Annotated in this window: 19 protein-coding genes; 6 read left to right on the forward strand and 13 right to left on the reverse strand. The window is 70.2% G+C overall.

Features of this window, described 5'->3' with window-relative positions:
• Positions 1–34: 34 nt before the first annotated feature.
• The 9 genes from OG496_RS41485 to zapE all read right to left on the reverse strand — a co-directional run bounded on the left by OG496_RS41485 (position 35) and on the right by zapE (position 7,837).
• Positions 35–766, reverse strand: a complete 732-nt coding sequence (locus tag OG496_RS41485) for an aminoacyl-tRNA hydrolase (protein WP_405974522.1) — start codon at positions 764–766, stop codon at positions 35–37.
• Between the two features lie 264 nt (positions 767–1,030).
• Positions 1,031–1,174 (reverse strand): hypothetical protein, encoded by a 144-nt coding sequence (locus OG496_RS41490; protein WP_405974523.1) that lies wholly within the window; start codon positions 1,172–1,174, stop codon positions 1,031–1,033.
• A gap of 29 nt (positions 1,175–1,203) precedes the next feature.
• Entirely contained in the window at positions 1,204–2,046 is an 843-nt protein-coding gene (locus OG496_RS41495; protein WP_405974524.1) for a polysaccharide deacetylase family protein, read from the reverse strand.
• A gap of 55 nt (positions 2,047–2,101) precedes the next feature.
• Complete coding sequence (locus tag OG496_RS41500; RefSeq protein WP_405974525.1) at positions 2,102–2,989, reverse strand: PPK2 family polyphosphate kinase; 888 nt, start codon at positions 2,987–2,989, stop codon at positions 2,102–2,104.
• A gap of 71 nt (positions 2,990–3,060) precedes the next feature.
• Entirely contained in the window at positions 3,061–3,864 is an 804-nt protein-coding gene (locus tag OG496_RS41505; RefSeq protein WP_405974526.1) for a slipin family protein, read from the reverse strand.
• A gap of 100 nt (positions 3,865–3,964) precedes the next feature.
• The gene (locus OG496_RS41510; protein WP_405974527.1) at positions 3,965–5,503 is read right to left on the reverse strand and encodes a SulP family inorganic anion transporter; all 1,539 of its coding nucleotides are present in this window, start codon (positions 5,501–5,503) and stop codon (positions 3,965–3,967) included.
• An 8-nt stretch (positions 5,504–5,511) separates the two neighbouring features.
• Entirely contained in the window at positions 5,512–6,093 is a 582-nt protein-coding gene (locus OG496_RS41515; RefSeq protein ID WP_366493188.1) for a carbonic anhydrase, read from the reverse strand.
• Between the two features lie 87 nt (positions 6,094–6,180).
• On the reverse strand, positions 6,181–6,579 hold the full coding sequence (locus tag OG496_RS41520) for a hypothetical protein (protein WP_405974528.1): 399 nt from the start codon (positions 6,577–6,579) through the stop codon (positions 6,181–6,183).
• A 154-nt stretch (positions 6,580–6,733) separates the two neighbouring features.
• Positions 6,734–7,837, reverse strand: coding sequence for a cell division protein ZapE (zapE, locus tag OG496_RS41525; RefSeq protein ID WP_399393519.1), 1,104 nt, complete (start codon positions 7,835–7,837; stop codon positions 6,734–6,736).
• A gap of 37 nt (positions 7,838–7,874) precedes the next feature.
• Between zapE and OG496_RS41530 the strand changes: the two genes are divergently transcribed.
• The 4 genes from OG496_RS41530 (at position 7,875) to msrB (ending at position 11,217) form a co-directional block, all read left to right on the forward strand.
• Positions 7,875–8,669 carry a pyrimidine reductase family protein gene (locus OG496_RS41530; RefSeq protein ID WP_405974529.1) on the forward strand — a complete coding sequence of 265 codons (795 nt, stop codon included), beginning with the start codon at positions 7,875–7,877 and terminating at the stop codon, positions 8,667–8,669.
• Between the two features lie 154 nt (positions 8,670–8,823).
• Positions 8,824–9,297, forward strand: coding sequence for an indole-3-glycerol phosphate synthase (locus tag OG496_RS41535; protein ID WP_405974530.1), 474 nt, complete (start codon positions 8,824–8,826; stop codon positions 9,295–9,297).
• Positions 9,298–9,407: 110 nt separating this feature from the next.
• A complete protein-coding gene (gene murC / locus OG496_RS41540) occupies positions 9,408–10,796 on the forward strand; it encodes a UDP-N-acetylmuramate--L-alanine ligase (protein WP_405974531.1) in 1,389 nt (462 codons plus the stop codon).
• A gap of 13 nt (positions 10,797–10,809) precedes the next feature.
• Positions 10,810–11,217, forward strand: a complete 408-nt coding sequence (gene msrB / locus OG496_RS41545) for a peptide-methionine (R)-S-oxide reductase MsrB (RefSeq protein ID WP_366493183.1) — start codon at positions 10,810–10,812, stop codon at positions 11,215–11,217.
• 120 nt (positions 11,218–11,337) lie between these two features.
• Here msrB and OG496_RS41550 read toward each other — a convergent pair whose 3' ends face one another.
• Both OG496_RS41550 and OG496_RS41555 read right to left on the reverse strand, forming a co-directional pair.
• Positions 11,338–11,697, reverse strand: a complete 360-nt coding sequence (locus OG496_RS41550; RefSeq protein WP_405974532.1) for a hypothetical protein — start codon at positions 11,695–11,697, stop codon at positions 11,338–11,340.
• Positions 11,698–11,811: 114 nt separating this feature from the next.
• The gene (locus OG496_RS41555; protein WP_405974533.1) at positions 11,812–12,825 is read right to left on the reverse strand and encodes a thaumatin family protein; all 1,014 of its coding nucleotides are present in this window, start codon (positions 12,823–12,825) and stop codon (positions 11,812–11,814) included.
• 221 nt (positions 12,826–13,046) lie between these two features.
• Between OG496_RS41555 and OG496_RS41560 the strand changes: the two genes are divergently transcribed.
• Entirely contained in the window at positions 13,047–14,945 is a 1,899-nt protein-coding gene (locus tag OG496_RS41560) for a sigma-70 family RNA polymerase sigma factor (protein ID WP_405974534.1), read from the forward strand.
• A 22-nt stretch (positions 14,946–14,967) separates the two neighbouring features.
• Here the strand turns inward: OG496_RS41560 and OG496_RS41565 are convergent, their stop codons facing one another.
• Positions 14,968–16,005 carry a thaumatin family protein gene (locus tag OG496_RS41565; protein ID WP_405974535.1) on the reverse strand — a complete coding sequence of 346 codons (1,038 nt, stop codon included), beginning with the start codon at positions 16,003–16,005 and terminating at the stop codon, positions 14,968–14,970.
• 349 nt (positions 16,006–16,354) lie between these two features.
• Between OG496_RS41565 and OG496_RS41570 the strand changes: the two genes are divergently transcribed.
• Positions 16,355–16,915 carry a DUF3455 domain-containing protein gene (locus OG496_RS41570; protein WP_366493178.1) on the forward strand — a complete coding sequence of 187 codons (561 nt, stop codon included), beginning with the start codon at positions 16,355–16,357 and terminating at the stop codon, positions 16,913–16,915.
• Positions 16,916–17,009: 94 nt separating this feature from the next.
• On the opposite strand, the gene OG496_RS41575 is transcribed toward OG496_RS41570, so the two are convergent.
• Positions 17,010–19,151 (reverse strand): AAA family ATPase, encoded by a 2,142-nt coding sequence (locus OG496_RS41575; RefSeq protein WP_405974536.1) that lies wholly within the window; start codon positions 19,149–19,151, stop codon positions 17,010–17,012.
• Positions 19,152–19,449 lie beyond the last annotated feature (298 nt).

Raw genomic sequence — 19,449 nt, forward strand, 5'->3', positions numbered from 1 at the left:
CAACGGTCGGCGCGGGAGTCTCGGTCGCGCCGGCTCAGCCTCGTCGCCGCAGCGACGGATGCTCCGCCACGACGGTCGCCGAGCCCGGCGCGATCTCCGTGAAGCCCGCGTCCCTGACCAACGGCAGCCCGCTGCTGGTGAGTTCGGCCCACCGGGCGGGGTCGGCGGTGCGGACGGAGAGCGGGAAACCCGCCTGGCGCCAGGCGGTCCGGTCCTCCTCCGACAGTTCCCACCAGGCGAGTTGGGCACCGTGGCCGGTCTGGGCCATGGTCTTGCCGGCGGACATGCCGAGATCGGGGTTCAGCCAGAGCACCGGTGCCATGGGGTCTGCGTCGGCCGGTGGTTCGGGGTCGTCGAGGTCGGTGCCGGAGACCTGGAGCCGGGCCAGGTCCTTGGGCCAGCCGTCGAGCGGGACGGGCGGGAAGACCCGTACCTCCGAGGACTTGCCGGTCACCGTGATGCCCGGCAGCGCCTCGGCCCGCCGCCACTCGGCCCCGCGCGCCCGCCGGACCACCTTCCGGATCCGCGCGTCCTGCCAGTCCCGCATGACCTGCGCCCACTCCCCGTCCCCGACGGCCCGCTCATCACTGAGGATCGTCAGCACGGCCCGGGCGGCGGTCTCCAGCGCGTCCGTACGAGCCGGGGGAGCGTCCCGCTCGATCCGCACAACCAGAGGCAGCACGAACTGCGGAGCCTCGTCGCGAGGGGTGGGCTCGTTGAGGAAGGGGTCGACACTGTCGCCGGAAACGGTGGAATCACTGGTCACACCCTCCAGTCTGCCAGGCGGAAGATCGGCCCTTCGAAACACCGGTGCCATGACCTCCCCAGGGGCGCGGGGCTGTGACATGGTGCGGCTCCGCCGCGCGGGCGCGACCAGCCACAACCGGCCCGCAGCCGCCAAACGCCACACTCCCTACGGCGCTCCCGCGAGAAGACGCCCCCCGAAGGTGAAATCACCGGCCGCGAGCCGCGTCCACCCGACCGGGCGGTACCCGCGATGCTGCTGACCAAGGCACTCACCTCCCGCAGTTCACCCTGAACAGGCGTTGCGCTGCGCCTCCTGCCACTCGCAGACGGGGCACAGCGTGATCCCCTTGTACGACTCCGGGTACTCGGTCGGTTCCTGGCACAGCACGCACTCCGCGTACGCCGGCGCCGGCTCTTCGTCGCTCATGCGACCAGCGTACGAGGGGTGCACGGCGCTCAGTGGTGCCGGCCGGTGGCCCCGATCAGCTCGGAGACCTTCACGAACCGGTACCCCTTCTTCCGCAGCTCGGGCACGATCATGCGGACGGCCCGCTCGGTCGCCGGGGCGGCGCTGCGCGTGCAGTGCATGACGACGACAGAGCCGGGCTTCACGCCCTCCAGCACCTGCTGGGCCACGGCGTCCGAGTCCGTCGCGAACGCGTCGCCGCTCACTACGTCCCACTGCACCGCCGTGACACCGACCGCGCTCAGCGTCTTCAGCGCCTGCCGGTCGTAACAGCCACCGGGGAAGCGGAAGTACGGCATCGCGTTCGGCACACCCGCCTTCCTGAACGCCGTGTACGCCCGCTCCACATCCGCCTTCATCCGGTCCGGGGACACGGTCGGCAGGCCGTAGCAGTCGCCGGTGAAGGCGTAGTGGCTGTACGAGTGGTTGGCGATCTCGAACTGCGGGTCCTGGCCGATGGCGCGGGCCTCGGCCGGGTACTCGTCGGCCCACCTGCCCGTCATGAACACGGTCGCGGGCACCTTCAGCGTGCGCAGCGTGGCGATGAGCTGCGGATTGTCGAAGTGCTCGCCCGCCGCCGCACGCGGCCCCTCGTCGGCGGTCATGTCGGCGTCGAAGGTCAGCGCGACGGTCTTGCCGTCCACCCGCGGACCGTTCTTGAAGACCGGGGTCAGACCGGCGGGGCCGGGCGCGAGCGTAGGCGGCCGCGAGACGGCGGCGGACGGCGCGCTGTGCGCCGGACGGCTGGCATGGGGCGCCGACGGGGCCCCGCAGGCGGTGAGCGCGGCGCCGAGTGCACAGGCGGCGGCGACTTGGCGTACTCGAATGGTCACCGTAGGAACATAAGAGGATAAGCGGAACTATTCGGTCATCGACACGAGTGCGCGGTCAGTCCGAACCCAGCAGTTGCTCCCGGCACGCCTCCGCATCGAAGTCCGCCTTCGGATACCGCGGATCCAGTGCCGTCAGGTGTTCCAGGAGGAGGCGGCTGATCGCCCAGTTGCGGTACCACTTTCGGTCGGCCGGGATCAGGTACCAGGGGGCCTCCGGCGTGGAGCAGCGGGCGAGGGCGATCTCGTACGCCTCCTGGTACGTGGGCCACAGGGCGCGTTCCGCGATGTCGCCGGGGTTGAACTTCCAGTGCTTGTCCGGGTTGTCGAGGCGTTCCAGCAGGCGGCGCTTCTGTTGGTCGTAGGAGATGTGGAGGAAGCACTTGACGACGGTCACGCCGTCGTCGGTGAGGGACTTCTCGAAGCGGTTGATCTGGGTGTAGCGGTCGTTGATCTCGCGGTGCGGGGCGAGTTCGCGGACGCGGGCGATGAGGACGTCCTCGTAGTGGGAGCGGTCGAAGATGCCGATCTCGCCGGGGTGGGGGAGGGCGCGTCTGATGCGCCAGAGGAAGTCGTGCTTCCGCTCCTCGGGGGTGGGTGCCTTGAAGGCGCTGATCCGGCAGCCGGAGGGGTTGAACAGGCCGATGACGTGCTTGACCGTGCCGCCCTTGCCACTGGTGTCCATGCCCTGGAGCACTAGGAGCAGGCGTCGGCCGTCGCCTGCCGTGCTCGCCGCCCACAGGCGTTCTTGCAGGTCGGCCAGGTGTTCGCCCATCCGGGCGGTGTCCTTGAGGCCGGCGGACTTGTCCGCGGGGCCGCCGGGGGTGGCTGCGGCGTCGTAGGAGGAGAGGTCGACCGGGCGGCCGGCGGGGATGCGCAGCAGGTCGGCGAGGGGGACTGCCTCGCTCTTCTTCCCGCTCTTGCGCTTCGCGCCCTTCTCGGCCATGGGGCACCCCTTCCGGTCGGCTCCCTCGATCCTGCGGCGCGGGGGCCGTGCCCGCCAGTCAGCGGGCGGGGCTACTGGTCCACGGCGGGCGGCGGCGGAACGGGAGGCGGCTGTTGAGGTTGTGCGCGTTCCAGGAAGCGCAGCAGCTCGACCGGGAAGGGGAGCACGAGCGTCGAGTTCTTCTCCGCCGCTACCGCCACCACCGTTTGCAGCAGCCGGAGTTGGAGCGCGGCGGGCTGCTCGGACATCACCCCGGCGGCCTCCGCCAGCTTCTTCGAGGCCTGCAACTCGGCGTCCGCGTTGATGATCCGGGCCCGGCGTTCACGGTCGGCCTCGGCCTGGCGGGCCATCGAGCGCTTCATCGTCTCGGGGAGGGAGACGTCCTTGATCTCCACGCGGTCGATCTGCACGCCCCAGCCGACGGACGGGCTGTCGATCATCAACTCCAGGCCCTGGTTGAGCTTTTCGCGGTTGGAGAGCAGGTCGTCGAGGTCGCTCTTGCCGATGATCGAGCGCAGTGACGTCTGGGCCATCTGCGAGACCGCGAAGCGGTAGTCCTCGACCGTGATGATCGCGTCGGCCGCGTTGACGACCTTGAAGTAGACGACCGCGTCGACGCGCACGGTCACGTTGTCGCGGGTGATGCCCTCCTGCGCGGGGATCGGCATCGTCACGATCTGCATGTTGACCTTGCGGAGCTTGTCCACGAACGGGACGACCATGGTGAAGCCGGGTGCACGGACCTCGCCGGCCACCCGCCCCAGGCGGAAGACCACCCCGCGCTCGTACTGCTTGACGACCCTGGCCGCCGCAGCCACGTAGACCACGCACGCGGAACCGGCCGCCGCGCCCGCCACCAGCAGTTCCTGGAGCATCCTGACCCCCTCGTCGAGAGGCCGTTTTGTCTGCTCCTGTAAGGGTATGCCCGGTGCCTGCTCCGGGGCCACGATCATCCCGGAGCAGGCACCGGCACCGCTACTTCACGGCCGGGGCCGTGGCCTTGATCGCCGTGACCTTCACCGGCTCGGTACCGGCCGCGCTGTGCCGCTCGGCCCAGTTCTCCAGGGCCGTACGGCAGGCGTGGTCGAGGTGGTGCAGGCCGGAGAGGTGCAGTTCGACCGGGCGGTCCTGGGGGAGCGCCTCCAGGCTGTCGAGGATCTTCGGCAGCCGCAGGAAGGTCGCGTTGCCCGACAGATAGGCCTGGACCGGGCCCGCGCCCTTGTCGACGACCTCCAGCTTGATGTGCGAGGCCTCCCACGCCGTCTTCGCGACGGCCAGCGCGAGGCCGATGAGGACGCCCTCGAACATGCTGACCGCGACGATCGACAGCGCCGTGACGACCAGGATCAGCGCCTCGCCCCGGTGCTCGCGCCACAGCGACACGATCTCCCGGACGGGGATGAGCTTGGCGCCGGCGTGCACCAGGATGCCCGCCAGGGCCGGGATCGGGATGTACGCGAGGACGTTCGGCAGCAGCGCCGCGAACAGCAGCAGCCATACGCCGTGCAGCACCCGGGACGCCTTCGTCCGCGCGCCCGCCTGCACGTTCGCCGCGCTCCGCACGATCACCGCGGTCATCGGCAGCGCGCCGAGCATCCCGCAGAGCGCGTTGCCCGCGCCCTGCGCCACCAACTCCTTGTCGTACTCGGTACGTTGACCGGAGTGCAGCCGGTCCACGGCCGCCGCACTGAACAACGACTCGGCGGACGCGATCAGCGTGAACGCGACGATCGTGCCCAGCACCCCGACGTGCGCCAGCTCACCGAACGCACTCAGCGGCGGCGGCTGCAACGAGCCGAGCAGACCCTGCACTTCGACGGTCGCCACCGGCAGCCCGAACACGAGCGCCGCGAGCGTCGCCAGTCCTACGGCGGCCAACGGACCCGGCACCGTACGGACCTTGGCCGGCATCCGCTTCCACAGCACCAGCACGGCGATGGTCGCGGCGCCCAGCGCGAGCGAGGCCAGTGCCTTCGTGTTCCCGGCGGCGTCGACGAGCGCGCCGGGCAGCTCGGCTATCTTGTCCAGCCCCGAGGCGGGGGCCTTCGCCCCCGCCACCGAGTACAACTGCCCGGCGATCAGCACCAGTCCGATGCCGGCCAGCATGCCCTCGACGACCGAGACCGAGATGGCCCGGAAGTAGCGCCCCAACTTCAGGACGCCCATGGCGATTTGAAGGACGCCGGTGGTGAGCACGATGACTCCGAGGGCGGGCAGCCCGTACTCCCGCACCGCCTCGAAGACCAGCACCGTCAGCCCGGCGGCGGGCCCGGACACCTGGAGGCTGCTGCCCCGCATGAATCCGGTGACGAGCCCGCCCACGATGCCGGTGACCAGGCCGAGTTCGGCCGGCACACCGGAGGCGACGGCCACGCCCACGCAGAGCGGGAGCGCGACCAGGAACACCACGAGCGAGGCCGCGAAGTCCTGCCGTAGATAGGGGAACTTGGTCGTGCCGTTGTTCTTCTTCAGGTCGTTCTTCTTGTTCTTCTTGTTGTTCTTCTTCAGGTCCATGGCGCGACTCACAGGGCCTCGAACTGGTCGGTGTCCGCGCTGTGTTCGAGCACGGCACCGGTGTGCACCTCGTAGTACCAGCCGTGCACCCGCAGCCGTCCGTCCGCCAACCGCCGCTCCACACAAGGGTAGGAGCGCAGCCGCAGCAACTGGGCGAGCACGTGGTTCTGCACGGCTCCGGCGACCGTCGGGTCGGCCGTGTCGCTCGGGGCGGGTTCGTCGGCGGCGTGCGCGAGCCAGTCGCGTACGGCCGGGACGGCGGCGAGGTCGTCGCCGCGCACCAGGGCGCCGACGGCACCGCAGTGGGAGTGGCCGCAGACGACGACGTCCTGGACGCCGAGCACCTCCACGGCGTACTCGATGGTGGCTTCCTCGCTGGTGGGGCTGCCGGAGGCGTACGGCGGGACGATGTTGCCGGCGGTGCGCAGCTCGAAGAGCTGGCCGGGGCGGGCGCCCGTGATCAGGGCCGGGACGACCCTGGAGTCGGAGCAGGTGATGAACAGCACCTGCGGGGACTGGCCTTCAGCGAGTCTGGCGAACTCCTCAGGGCGTTGTCCGAACGTACGGGCGTTGTCGATGAGGGGCTGCATGGCGTGTTGGTTCCTCCTGGCGCGCCCTCTGGGCGCGTCGGGCTTGCATGACAGTGTGTGTGGGGGAAGTGACTGCCTGCTCAGCTCTCAGCAGCGGAAGACCTGAAGTGCCGCCGGAGTGTGTGCTGTCGAGGATCTCGGTGTGCGGTGCCGCGCCGTGCCGGGCGCCACAGGTGTACGTACGGCGGCCGGGTCCTCGGTGAGGAGCGGGCGCTCGGGTGTCTCGGGTCCGCAGTCCGCGGAGCGGTAACGGTCGCGCAGGCGCAGCGGGACGGTGGGAGTCCCGGAGGCGCCGCAGTCGCGGAACGTGATCGTCTCGGCGCGCAGGGCCTTGCCGCTGAGCTTGAGCCCGGGCTGTGTCTTGGCCTCCGCATGACGCGCTGTGTGCGCGGGTGCGAAGGATTCCATGGATGCGAAGAACTGGAGGGCGAACAGGACGGCGGTGAGGAGCGTTACGACGGTCCGAGCCGTCTTACCTCGGAACATGCGCCCCCCTTCAGCCCGTTCGTGTTCCTAGTACAGACCAAGGCCAGGTCAATGGCTGGTCAAGTAACACGGTAACCCGGTGAAGTTGTTTGCAGGGTTAACGCAGCGTTTCCGATGCAAGAGAGCGTGAAAAGCGCGCCTGGGCTGGCGTGAACTAAGCGGTTTTGACGAGGCTCTTGGCGTCCCGGGCCAGCGCGGTGAGGCGGGAGATCGCGCGGAAGTACTTCTTGCGGTAGCCGCCGTTCAGCATCTCCTCGCTGAACAGCTGGTCGAAGGGCAACCCCGAGGCCAGGACGGGCACTTCACGGTCGTAGAGCCGGTCCGCGAGGACGACGAGCCGCAGCGCGGTCGACTGGTCGGGTATCGGCTGGACGTCGGTGAGGCAGACGGCCCTGAGGTCGTCGGTGAGGGCGCCGTAGCGGCTGGGGTGGACCTTGGCGAGGTGGGCGAGGAGGTGCGGGAAGTCGTCGAGGGAGGCGCCCGGGGTGGCGTACGCCGCCTTCGTCACCTGCTCGTCGGAGAACGGCGCCGGGGCCTCCGGCAGGCCGCGGTGGCGGTAGTCGTCGCCGTCGATGCGCAGCGAGCGGAAGTGCGCGGACAGGCCCTGGATCTCGCGCAGGAAGTCGACGGACGCGAAGCGGCCCTCCCCGAGCTTGCCCGGCAGGGTGTTGGAGGTGGCGGCGAGCGCCACGCCCGCGTCGACCAGCTTGCCGAGCAGCGTCGACACGAGGACGGTGTCGCCCGGGTCGTCCAGCTCGAACTCGTCGATGCACAGCAGGCGGTGGCCGGAGAGCGTCTGGACCGTCTTCTGGAATCCGAGCGCGCCCACCAGGTTCGTCAGCTCGACGAAGGTGCCGAAGGCCTTGAGCGCGGGCTCGGCCGGGGTCGCGTGCCAGAGGGAGGCCAGGAGGTGGGTCTTGCCGACGCCGTAGCCGCCGTCCAGGTAGACGCCACGGGGGCCGGCCGGGGTCTTGGCCGCCTTGCCCTTGCCGAAGCCCAGGAAGCCGCGTTTGGCGCCGGCGGCATGCGCCCCGCCGAGGCCTGCGGCGAAGGTCTCCAGGACGCCGACCGCCTCGGTCTGGCTGGGCTGGTTCGGGTCCGGGATGTACGTGGCGAAGCGCACCGAGTCGAAGCGCGGCGGCGGCACCATCTCGGCGACCAGCCGGTCCGCGGGGACGTACGGCTCACGGGTGCACAGGGACAGCGGGGCCGCGTCTGCTATCGGGCTGATCCCGGAGGCGGCGGAGGAGGATGACACGGTTCATCAGTCTAGGGGGCGTGCCACACTGCACGACATGCGACGCCTGTTCCCTGTGACGGATGAAACAGCAGCCCAGGCCTCGAACGAGGCCCCCGATGCGCGTGGGGCGGACCGGGAGTGGGGGCTCACGGAGCTGGCGGAGGCGTACGCCTACCCCGCCGGGAGCGCCCCCTGGCTGCGCGCCAACATGGTGTCCACGCTCGACGGGGCCGGTCAGCACGAGGGCCGCTCGCAGCCCATCTCCGGTGACGCCGACATGCGGATCTTCGGCACCCTGCGGGCGCTGGCCGATGTCGTGGTCGTCGGTGCGGAAACGGTACGCCAGGAGGGCTATCGGCCCGCACGTGCGCGTGACGAGTTCGCGGCGGCACGCACGCGTGCCGGGCAGACGCTGGCCCCCGTGATCGCGGTCGTCACCGCGAGCCTCGACCTGGACTTCGCGCTTCCGCTTTTCACCTCACCCCTGGTGCCGACGCTGATCCTGACGGGCGCCCAGGCGGCGCCGGACCGGGTCGCGGCGGCCGAGAAGGCGGGCGCCCGGGTGGTGGTCGCCGGTGACGGCGCCGGAGTGGATCCCGCGCGGGCCGTAGAAGCTCTGGCAGCCCTGGGGTACACCCGGTTGCTGGCGGAGGGCGGGCCGCGGCTGCTGGGGCAGTTCGTGGCCGCCGGGGTGCTCGACGAGCTGTGTCTGACCCTCTCGCCGATGCTCGTGGCGGGGGACGCGCAGCGGATCTCCGGCGGGCCGTCGGTTAAGGTTCCCCAGCGCTTCGAACTGGTGTCCCTGCTGGAAGAGGCCGGGTTCCTGTTCGGTCGCTACCGTCGGTCCTGAGTACGGGCGGAATGATCCGTTCCGTTTGTCTTTCGACGGGCACACTAAATCCGGCAGTACCCGTGCGATCACGGGGCAGGATGGTTTCCGCAGGGCCTCGACGGCCCACGGAGGAGAGAGGGCCCGCGGGTCCTCGAAGGAGAAGGGGCGCCTGGTGTTCACAAGCGTACTGATGATCGAGAAGGCCCTTACGTCCGCCGACGTGGAGTTCGTCACCACCTTGCACGGTGACGAGACCGTCTCCTTCCACGTGTTGCTCCAGCCCCGCGGCGACCAGGCGGACCGCCTGCTGCGGGCCATCGACGACGTCGCCCTCGGCGAACTCGACGAAGCGGCACACGAGCGGGAGACCCCCGAGGGCAAGGACGCGGCGGAACTCGGCACGCAGGCTCTGGAGGTGTCCCTGACGGCCCTGCACGCGGCCGGCAGCGAGGCGCAGGGGCGGCTCATCGAGGACCACCCGCTGGACGCGCTGAAGACCCTCGTGGACGAGATCGGCGCGGACGAGGTGATCGTGCTGACCGATCCCCACTACGTGGAGGAGTTCTTCCACCGGGACTGGGCCTCGCGCGCCCGTCACAAGGTCGGCGTACCGGTGCTGAAGCTGTTCTCGCACAGCAAGGAGTAGCGGTCGGCGGGACGGCCGGCGGGTGTCCGTGATTGTCGGTGGCACCGCATAGGCTTGCCGCTGAACGTCCGCCGTACCCGTACAGAACCAGCACGCACAGGGAGACACGCATGGCACCCGGCCTTCCCACCGCCATGGACCGACCGCACTTCATCGGCATCGGCGGGGCCGGGATGTCGGGGATCGCCAAGATCCTCGCGCAGCGCGGGGCGAAGGTCGCGGGCAGCGACGCCAAGGACTCCCCGACCGCCGACGCCCTGCGCTCCCTGGGCGCCACCGTGCACATCGGGCACGCCGCGGAGCACCTCGCCGAAGACGCCACCTGCGTGGTCGTGTCGTCGGCGATCCGCAAGGACAACCCCGAGCTGGCCCGCGCGGCCGAGCTGGGCATCCCGGTCGTCCACCGCTCGGACGCGCTGGCCCGCCTGATGGACGGCCTGCGCCCGATCGCCGTAGCGGGCACCCACGGCAAGACCACCACGACGTCGATGCTCGCGGTGTCGCTGACCGAGCTGGGCCTCGACCCGTCGTACGCGATCGGCGGCGACCTGGACGCCCCCGGTTCGAACGCGCTGCACGGCGAAGGCGAGATCTTCGTCGCCGAGGCGGACGAATCGGACCGCAGCTTCCACAAGTACGCCCCCGAGGTCGCGATCGTCCTCAACGTGGAGCTCGACCACCACGCCAACTACGCGTCCATGGAAGAGATCTACGAGTCCTTCCAGACCTTCGCCGGCCGGATCGTGCCGGACGGCACCCTGGTGATCTCGGCGGACCACGAGGGCGCCCGGGAGCTGACGCGGCGAGTGTCCGACTCCGTGAAGACGGTGACGTACGGAGAGTCCGGGGACGCCGACGTCCGCATCCTGTCCGTCGTCGCGCAAGGCCTGAAGAGCGAGGTGACCGTCCTCCTCGGCGGTGAGGAACTCACCTTCACCGTTTCGGTCCCCGGACGCCACTACGCGGGCAACGCGGTCGCGGCCCTCGCCGCGGGCGTTGCGCTCGGCATCCCCGCCGCGGAACTGGCGCCCGCGATCGCCGCGTACACGGGCGTGAAGCGGCGCCTCCAGCTCAAGGGCGAGGCGGCCGGCGTCCAGGTGATCGACTCCTACGCCCACCACCCCACGGAGATGACGGCCGACCTGGAGGCGATGCGCGCGGCGGCCTCCTCCGCGCGGCTGCTGGTCGTCTTCCAGCCCCACCTCTTCTCCCGCACCCAGGAACTCGGCAAGGAGATGGGCCAGGCCCTCGCCCTCGCGGACGCGTCGCTGGTCCTGGACATCTACCCGGCCCGCGAGGACCCGATCCCCGGCATCACCAGCGACCTGATCATCGAGGCCGCGCGTGCCGCGGGCGCCGACGTGACCCCGGTCCACGACAAGGCGGACGTACCCGAGGCCGTCGCGGGAATGGCGAAGCCCGGTGATCTGGTTCTCACCATGGGAGCGGGCGATGTGACAGACCTCGGCCCGCGGATCCTGGACCGTCTCGCGAAGTAAGGGGCTGAGCTGCATGTCGTACGACGTCGAAAAGCCGGACGAGGAATGGCGCGCGGAGCTGAACCCGGCCGAGTACGCGGTGCTGCGGCAGGCCGGCACGGAGCCCGCCTTCGTCGGTGAGTACACCGACACCAAGACGAAGGGCGTCTACTCCTGCCGGGCCTGTGGCGCCGAACTCTTCACCTCCACCGAGAAGTTCGAGTCCCACTGCGGCTGGCCGAGCTTCTACGACCCGAAGGACACCGACGCGGTCGAACTGATCCAGGACCGCACGCACGGCATGGTGCGCACGGAGGTGCGCTGTGCGCGGTGCGGGTCGCACCTCGGTCACGTCTTCGAGGGCGAGGGGTACGCGACGCCGACCGATCAGCGGTACTGCATCAACTCCATCTCGCTGCGGCTGACGCCTGAAGAGGGCTGACGCGGGCTAGTCGCCTGGTAGCGGGGTGGTGAGAGCGCTCTGGGACAGTGAACCGGCTCCGCGCATGTGTGCGGGGCCGGCTCTTGGCGTCGGTGCGGTGTTCCTTTGCCTGCTGGTTGATCACTTCGCCTGGGCCGTCTCGGCGACGTCGCTCTCCTTGGTGAACAGGACCTGGCCCGTGAAGGAGTCCATGGTCTTCTTCGCCCATGCTGCATAGGGCGCCGGGACCAGCTCGTCCATCGAGGCGCTCGGTGACCCGTCCTCATAGTCGCCGACCTCGTCGTCGTGCCACGGCGCGTCCACGATCAGGCGGCCGCTCGGTGTGCGGATAGTGGTCATTCGCTCAACTCCCGTGACCACGACCGGTGTTGACGGATCGTCGTACACCGTCCCGAGCTGCGCGCCGGGCGTGAACGCCGTCTCCAGATACCAGGCCGCCTCCGGCCCGACGGCGAGCCGGGCATCCCCGAACCACTCCATGTCCCGTCCCTCCCCTGCCGTCCGGCTGGACGGTCAAGGGAAAAGGTACGGGGGGCCACCGACATCGACCGGTGCACCGACATAGAACCGAGTGCACCGACATAGAACCGCGTGCTACGACCCGGTCGTCCCGAAGGTGACCTTGTAATAGCAGGCCCCCTTGCACGGCATCGTCGCCCCGTCGTCGAAGGCGTACGAATAGGCGTACGGGGCGGCCCGCTTGAAGACCTGGGTGTAGTCGACCGGCCACTTCGAGGGGACGCAGTTGTCGCGGCCCGCCCAGGCGCCGCGGCAGCAGTACGTGTCGCCGCCGAACGCCGCGCAGGGCGGCTTGCAGCCGACGACCTGGCCGCCCGACACCGCCCGCATCGCGGTGGGGCAGTCGACGTCCGATGTGCAGACGCCCTTGTAGCAGCCCGAGGAACTCACCGGGTCGGCCGTCGTGGTGTGCGAGATGTTGATGTACATCGGCAGGTTCGAACCGTCGACCATGCTCACGTCGTAGAAATCCATCCCGGCGTACGCGTCGAACGTGAACTCACCCAGTGTGGTGGGCGGGTTGGCGCCCTCGCACAGGCTGGTGCAGTCGCCGGTCGCGCAGTGGCCGGCGGCCGTGGAGGTGCAGCCCGTGCGGCCCCAGATGCGGCCGCCCCAGTTGTTCGCCACGGTCACCGACAGGCTCTGGCCCGGGGCGAGTTGGCGGCCCGCCGGGTAGACGGCGGTGTTGGTGACGATCGCCCAGACCGTCTTCGGGGTGCGGTTGACGACCGTGATCAGGCGCTTGCCGACCGGGGCCGTCGAGGGGTGCGCTGTCGGTTCAACTGCCTTGGCGGTGGGCGTGCTTGTGCTCTTCTTCGAGACGGCGGTCTTGGGGGACGGAGAAGCCGAGGCGCTCCGACTGGGAGAAGGCGAAGGTGAGGGCGGGAGCGTCGCGCTTCGGGACACGGCCGGACGCGCGGCCGTGTCCTGGTGGGCCGTCGTGCGGGTGCCGCCCGTTCCGGACGGCGTCCACACGCTGTAGGCGATCAGCACGGTGGCGGCCGTGGCGAGGGCGGCCGCCGCGACGTACCACCAGCGTCGGCGGGGCCGCCGTGGGCTCGCGCCGAGTCTTCTGCGTCCTCGTGCCATGGTCCTCGCGCCTTCCTGATGCTCTTCGGATGCGGTTCAGATGTGGTCCAGATGCGGTCCTGCCTATCGGTGACCTGTTCGGCGAGGGCTCGACAACATAAATTCGGATTCGACCGGCTGATTTCTTTTGTTGTCCTGTTTTCTGTAGTCCTTGCGCGCGTCGGCGGTCTCCGAACCAGAGAGATGCCACGGCCGGACCACACGCGGAGGAACGAACGCAGATGACCGAGAAGCCCAGGAGTGGACCCGACGCGGGCGTGGTGACGGCCGCGTGCGCGGGTGACCGGCAGGCCCTGGATCACCTGCTGACGCAGTGCCTGCCGCTGGTCTACAACATCGTCGGCCGGGCCCTGAACGGTCACGCCGATGTCGATGACGTCGTACAGGAGACGCTGTTGCGCATGGTGCGGGGGCTGCCGAAGCTGCGGGATCCCGCCGCGTTCCGGTCGTGGCTGGTGGCCATCACGATCCGACAGGTACGGGACCGTGAGCAGACACGGGCCGCGGATCGCGACCGCAGGGCGCACCTGGAGGACGCGGAGGCGATCACCGACCCCGCGCTCGACTTCGCCGGACTGACCATCCTGCGGCTGGGGTTGACCGAACAGCGCCGCGAGGTCGTCGAGGCCACCCGCTGGCTCGACCCCGACGACCAGGAACTGCTGTCCCTGTGGTGGCTGGAGGAGACCGGCGAACTCGAACGGGCCGAACTCGCTGGTGCGTTGGGGCTCTCCGACCGGCACGCCTCCGTCCGCGTGCAGCGGATGAAGAAGCAGATGGAGGTCTCGCGGGTGGTGGTGCGGGCGCTGGCGGCCGCGCCGCGCTGCACGGAGCTGGAGGAGACGGCCTCGACGTGGGACGGCACGCCAAGTGCTTTGTGGCGCAAGCGGTTTGCCCGGCACATCCGCGGGTGCGGGGTGTGCCAGGGGCTCGACGCGGGGCTGCTTCCGATGGACCGGCTGTTGAGCGGGCTTCCGTTGGTGGCGGTGCCGACGGGACTTGACCCGGCGCGGGTGCTCAACGCCGTTATGGGGGAGGGCGGTTCGTCCTCACCGGCGGACCAACCCGTGCACTCCGCGCACCGGGGATCACGTCGGCGGCACGGGCGCCGGTCCGGTCGGTCCGGTCGTATGGGCAAGCAGGTGGTGGGTGGTTCGGCGGCGGTCGCCGTCGTCGTGGTGGCCGCGCTGGTCGCGCCCCGGCTGACCGGGGGTTCCTCTTCTACGACGGCTGTGGCATCGCCCGCTCCGGTGGTCAGCGTCGCCCCGAGCCCCACGCCCTCGGCCTCTCCGAGCACGTCGCCGAGTCCGTCCCCGACGCCGAAGGCCAAGCCCAGTCCGTCTCCCTCGAAGCACACCGCCGCCGCCCCCGCGCACATCGCCTCCGGTGCCAAGAAGGGGGTCGGGGTGTGGACGTTCGGCGGGGTGAGTCAGGCGCTCGCCGCGAGCGGGGCGAGCTGGTACTACACCTGGTCCACGCAGCACTCGGGTGTCACCACCCCCTCGTCGGGGTCGTTCGTGCCCATGATCTGGGGAGCGAAGTCCGTCACCGACTCCTCGCTCGCCCAGGCCCGGTCGTACGGCCCGTATCTGCTGGGGTTCAACGAGCCGGACATGGCACAGCAGTCGAACATGACCGTCGATCAGGCGCTGCAGCTGTGGCCCAAGCTCATGGCGGCGGGCAAGATCCTGGGCAGCCCGGCGGTCGCCTACGGCGGGGACACGGCGGGTGGCTGGCTGGACCGGTTCATGTCCGGGGCCGAGGCGAAGGGGTACCGGGTCGACTTCATCACGCTGCACTGGTACGGCGGCGACTTCCGCACCCCGCAGGCCGTCGATCAGCTGAAGTCGTACCTGGCCGCGGTGTACGCGCGCTACCACAAGCCGATCTGGCTCACCGAGTACGCGCTGATCGACTTCTCCCAGGGAACCCGTTTCCCGTCCGCGCAGCAACAGGCCGATTTCGTGACCGCGTCCACCAAGGCGCTGGACGGCCTGCCCTATGTGCAGCGCTACGCGTGGTTCGGGCTGGGCGCGGACGCGTCGAAGCCGAGCAGTGGGCTCTTCACGGACGGTACGACGACCACCGCGGCGGGCCGGGCCTTCCAGTCCGCCGACTGATCCGGCCCGGCCGCACGCGGAGTCAGGGGCTCACTCCCCAGGTGATGCGGTACCCGCACTCTCCCGAGCAGGTGAGCACGCTGGTCGCGTCGTCGTTGACGTAGGAGTAGGCGAAGGGCTCGGCCTTCTTGAACACGGCCGCCGAGTCGACGGGCCAGGACGACGGGACGCACTGGGGTCGTGCCGCGTAGGCGCCGGTGCAGCAGGTCTTGTCCGTCTTGAACACCAGGCAGGCGCTCAGGCAGGCCACGACACGGCCGTCCCGGATGCGCTGGAGTTCGGTGGGGCAGGTGGCGTTGGCGTCTCGGGTGCATCCTGCGGCGGAGCAGCCGTTCGCGTCGATCTTGTCGTGGGACGAGCCGCCGTAACTGTTGATCCACATCGGCAGGTTGTTGCCCTCGACCAGGCTGACGTCGTAGAAGTCCATGCCGTTCCAGGCGTTCAGGTTGAACTCGGCCAGCGTGGAGGGGAATTCGCCCCAGGTCGAGCCGCACTGGAAACGGCCGCAGTCGCCGGTCAGGCAGTGGCCGTCGCCGGACGCGTCGAAGGAGCAACCGGTCCGTGCCCACACCCGGACGTCCCAGTGGTCGGGGACCGTGAAGCTGAGGCCGGCCCCGGGCTTCAGCACCCAACCCGTCGCCTCCACAGGGTGTTTGGGGTCCGCCGCGATCGCGGGCCAGATCGTCTGGTCGAGGCGGTTGACGAGGGTGACGGTCCGTTTGCCGGGGGTCGCGGCCTTCGGCTGACCGACCGCGCGGGACGGCGAGGCGCTCGCCTTGGACGGCTTCCGTCCGGTCGGGGTGGGCGAGGGGGAGGGCGTGGCGCGCCGCGATGACGTCGTCGTGGGCGAGGGTCCGGGGCGGGACGGGGTGCCGGCCGCCGCCGTACCGTGCGTGGACGACGGGCCGGCGACCGTACGGTCTCCCGGGGTTCCTGGCTGTGCGCGGGCCAGCAGTACGCCGGTCACCACGGCGAGGCAGGTCAGGACCGCCGAGGCGGCCAGGACGGCCGGTCTGCGCCCGCGGCGGGGCGGGCGGGGCGCGCGGCGGTGGCCCGCCATGGATCGTGCGCGCCCTTGTCGGCGGATGGACAACCGGCAACGAGGCATGTCTCAACACTCCTGTCCGTTCCCACGCTCCGCCGCGCGGCGATCCGGCCGGCGGAGTCTTCCGTAGAGGAGACCGGCGCGGGTCCTGCCGGACAACGGAAACGGGGACGGCAATACGCACTTCGCCGTGGCGGTGAGCAGTGCTGGTCATAAGTCGATCAGAAGTTGGCACCTTGGCGGCGAGTAATCCCCCGTACATTGCGGCAGCGGGGCCGAAGATCATCTGATCGGCCCGGGAGTCCGGATTCCCGCGACCCCGATACCCGCGACCCTGTTCAGAAATTGCTCTGGAGACACACCGATGAAGATCGCCAAACGTCTCATCCTCACCACCGCGGCCGTCACCGCTGTGGCCGCCGGCACGCTCGTGAGCGCCACCGTCGGCCAGGCCGCCACCCCGCAGCCGCCCCTCCGCCTCGGCGTCACCGTGCCCGACGCGCTGAAGGTCCCGGACGGCAACAAGCTCACCGGCGTCTTCTCCGCCGCCGGCGTCCAGACCTACACCTGCACCAACAGCGCCTGGACGCTGCTGGAGCCGGCCGCCACCCTGTGGGCCAAGAACGACCGCACCAAGCGTCCCGTCGCCCTGCACTCCCGTGGCCCGGTGTGGGTGTCCACGGTGGACGGCAGCGCCGTCAACGGCTCCGCGATCGCCAACTCGCCCAAGACGGGCACCATCCCCGAGCTGCTGCTGAAGGCCACCGCCACCCGCGGCACCGGGATGTTCGCCGACGTCTCCTACGTCCAGCGCCTGGGCACGAGCGGTGGCGTCGCGCCCACCACGGCCTGCACCGGCACCAGCACGGACCAGGTCAGCGTGCAGTACACCGCCACGTACGCGTTCTACAAGCCCGCCAAGTAACTCGGCGGGTGGTGCAGGCAGTTGGCCCCTCGGGCAACCCTGAGGGGCCAACTGCTGGAGCAAGTCTGTGAACGGCCCCGCCGTAGACGCCCTCTCAACTCCCTTGCGGAGGCTCCTGTTCGGCCCTGATCCGGCCGTGCACCTCCCAGTCCCACACCGTCTCCCGCACCTCGTCCAGGGCGCGGGCCAGATGCCTGCGGTAGGTGCTGAACGCCAGGTTGAGCTTCCGCGCCACGGCGTCCTGCGTGGACGTCGAGTGGTACGTCAGCGTCAGCACGTCGTGCAGATGCCGGGTGCGCGGATGGGCGTTGAGCCGCTGTACGGCCTTGCCGATCAGGTCGCGGAGCGCGGTCACCGGGTCGCCCTCGCTGAGTTCCTCCACCAGCCGGCTCCGCAGCAGTGGGTTGCCGGCGAGTCCGCCCGGGTCGAGCCAGCCGCGCAGCGCCTCGCGGACGGCGGCGTCCGACTCCTCCCGACTCAGCGGTGTGACACGGGACTTGGGCTTCCCGGCCGACGCGGCCGGTGCCCCGCCGAGCAGGCGGGCATCGATGCCCTCGGCCCACTCCTCCGCCCGCGCCGCCCGCCAGTCGTGGCAGAACAGGCCGTACCCGCGATCGGCGTGGACGGCCCGGCGGGGCGGCTGGAACATGCCCATGTACGTCATCAGCGGCGCCCAGAACTTCGGTTCGGCGCTGACGAAGCAGGACCACGCGCAGTGCTTGGCACGCAGCAGCTCGAAGACGATCCGCATCCGCACCAGGTCCCATGACCGCGAGGGGCGGTGATGGTTCTCCTCGTGCACCATGAACCGTGCCACGCCCAGGTGTTCGCCCTGACGCGGGGGAGTCATCGCGGAGACCAACTCCCACGCCTCCGCCAGCACGGGGTCCGCCGCCCGGGTCTCGTCGTCGAGCGCGTCGATCCTCAACCAGGCCATGAACCCGAGGAGTTGACCCGTGTCGCAGCGCCGGTGGACGTGGAACGCCTCGGGCTGATGCCTCAACCAGTACGCGACCATGCGGGCGTTGTGCTCGCCCTCGACCTTGTGGGTCAGTTCGATCAGCGCGGGGACGTCCTCCGGGCGCATCGGCTGCTCGTGGACGTCGGGTTCGTTCCGGGTGCCCTGGAACTCCCTCAGCCACTGCGCCCTGGACACGATGTGGTTGAACTCCCGTGCCGCGCGCAGGGCTTCCTTCTCCGGTGCGTCGCGGACGCGCTCCACGAGGTGGCGGCGGATCGTGCGGTGCATGGCCTTGTAGCGTTCCGGATCGCGCCAGCGGAAGTCGCTGTCGAGGGCGTCACGGACGACGTCGTAGGGGCACACCCCGAAGGGGCCCGACTTCATGAACGACAACTGCCGTAGCCAGGCGAAGAGTTCGGTGGCGTCCTCGTCCGGGAGTGCCACGCGCAGCAACTCCTCGGTGGTGTCCGCGACATGGCCGCACACCTCCAGTGCCCGCCGGTGTGCGGGCGAGGGCGGTCTGCCGACGATGTGGGTCAGCAGGCGGTCGACGACCGTACGCAGCGGGGCCCAGAAGACCTCGTCCGTCGACGAGTTGTCGTGGGTCGCCGCCTCCGCCACCAGCCGCAGGGCCAGCGGATGGCCCGCGGCGAACCGGAGGAGGGACGCGTGCAGTGCGGGGTCGGCGCCCTGCGTGGTGAGCAGCGCCGCCGAGTCCGCGGGCCCCAACTCCCGCAGGGGCACGACCTGGAGGACCTCGCTCCACGCGAGGTCCGCCTTCCAGAGGGGGTCGGGTGCGTGCCGTCCGGCGACGACGACCAGGGCTCCGGCAGGTAACCGCGGCAGGAAGCGGTCGCGTATCCACTCCTCCATGGCGCGGTAGCGCTCGAAGTCGTCGACCAGCAGGACAGCGTTGTCGCGGGCGAAGACCTCGGCGGTCGCCTCCTCGAAGGCCGACGGCGAGAGCTCGACCGTACGGGCGTCGACGCCGACGACCGGCCGGCCCGCGGCGCGTGCCTCCGCGGCGAAGCGCTGCAGCAGGGCGCTCTTTCCCATGCCGCCCGGGCCGTGCAGCACGATGACCATCGGGGCGCCGGGTTCACCGGCCAACGCCCTCCGGAACAGGGTGAGTTCCTCGCGCCTGCCGACGAAGTTCTGCAGGCGGGCGGAGGCCAGTCTGTCGGCCAGCCGGCCGTTTCCGGCCGATCTGCCGGGCCCGTCCTGCGAGTTGGCGTCGCCGGGGCCGGACCGCAGGGCGGAATCGTCCTTCGCCATGCCGTTCCCTTCCCCGGAGTCGACCGCATCGGACCGCTGCGAAACCTACCGGGTCGGGCCGGACGACGGGGTACGGCGAGACCTTACGTATGACGGACGGACGCCTCGGCCGACCGAAGGAGAGACGCCGACTGGACGCCGAACCGGACGCCGTAAACCTGGGTGGGGGCCGTCCGTGGAAACCCGTACCGACCCGCTTCTTTGTCCTATTCGTGCTCGTTGAGGAACGCAGAAGGGTCCGTAGCCCTCCTTCTGTGTGAAGGAAACAGCACAGGCAAGGAAACCGGGGACTGAGTGG

Origin of the sequence: Streptomyces sp. NBC_00988, assembly GCF_045162645.1 — a bacterium.
Lineage (GTDB): Bacteria > Actinomycetota > Actinomycetes > Streptomycetales > Streptomycetaceae > Streptomyces.

What these genes read in the sequence shown, in the direction of transcription:
- msrB (WP_366493183.1), top strand. Translation starts at nt 10,810, where the DNA reads ATGTCGTACGACGTCGAAAAGCCGGACGAGGAATGGCGCGCGGAGCTG.
- OG496_RS41500 (WP_405974525.1), bottom strand. Translation starts at nt 2,989, where the DNA reads ATGGCCGAGAAGGGCGCGAAGCGCAAGAGCGGGAAGAAGAGCGAGGCA.
- OG496_RS41575 (WP_405974536.1), bottom strand. Translation starts at nt 19,151, where the DNA reads ATGGCGAAGGACGATTCCGCCCTGCGGTCCGGCCCCGGCGACGCCAAC.
- OG496_RS41565 (WP_405974535.1), bottom strand. Translation starts at nt 16,005, where the DNA reads ATGGCGGGCCACCGCCGCGCGCCCCGCCCGCCCCGCCGCGGGCGCAGA.
- OG496_RS41555 (WP_405974533.1), bottom strand. Translation starts at nt 12,825, where the DNA reads ATGGCACGAGGACGCAGAAGACTCGGCGCGAGCCCACGGCGGCCCCGC.
- OG496_RS41560 (WP_405974534.1), top strand. Translation starts at nt 13,047, where the DNA reads ATGACCGAGAAGCCCAGGAGTGGACCCGACGCGGGCGTGGTGACGGCC.
- OG496_RS41530 (WP_405974529.1), top strand. Translation starts at nt 7,875, where the DNA reads ATGCGACGCCTGTTCCCTGTGACGGATGAAACAGCAGCCCAGGCCTCG.
- OG496_RS41515 (WP_366493188.1), bottom strand. Translation starts at nt 6,093, where the DNA reads ATGCAGCCCCTCATCGACAACGCCCGTACGTTCGGACAACGCCCTGAG.
- OG496_RS41490 (WP_405974523.1), bottom strand. Translation starts at nt 1,174, where the DNA reads ATGAGCGACGAAGAGCCGGCGCCGGCGTACGCGGAGTGCGTGCTGTGC.
- OG496_RS41520 (WP_405974528.1), bottom strand. Translation starts at nt 6,579, where the DNA reads ATGTTCCGAGGTAAGACGGCTCGGACCGTCGTAACGCTCCTCACCGCC.
- murC (WP_405974531.1), top strand. Translation starts at nt 9,408, where the DNA reads ATGGCACCCGGCCTTCCCACCGCCATGGACCGACCGCACTTCATCGGC.
- OG496_RS41510 (WP_405974527.1), bottom strand. Translation starts at nt 5,503, where the DNA reads ATGGACCTGAAGAAGAACAACAAGAAGAACAAGAAGAACGACCTGAAG.
- OG496_RS41505 (WP_405974526.1), bottom strand. Translation starts at nt 3,864, where the DNA reads ATGCTCCAGGAACTGCTGGTGGCGGGCGCGGCGGCCGGTTCCGCGTGC.
- OG496_RS41550 (WP_405974532.1), bottom strand. Translation starts at nt 11,697, where the DNA reads ATGGAGTGGTTCGGGGATGCCCGGCTCGCCGTCGGGCCGGAGGCGGCC.
- OG496_RS41570 (WP_366493178.1), top strand. Translation starts at nt 16,355, where the DNA reads ATGAAGATCGCCAAACGTCTCATCCTCACCACCGCGGCCGTCACCGCT.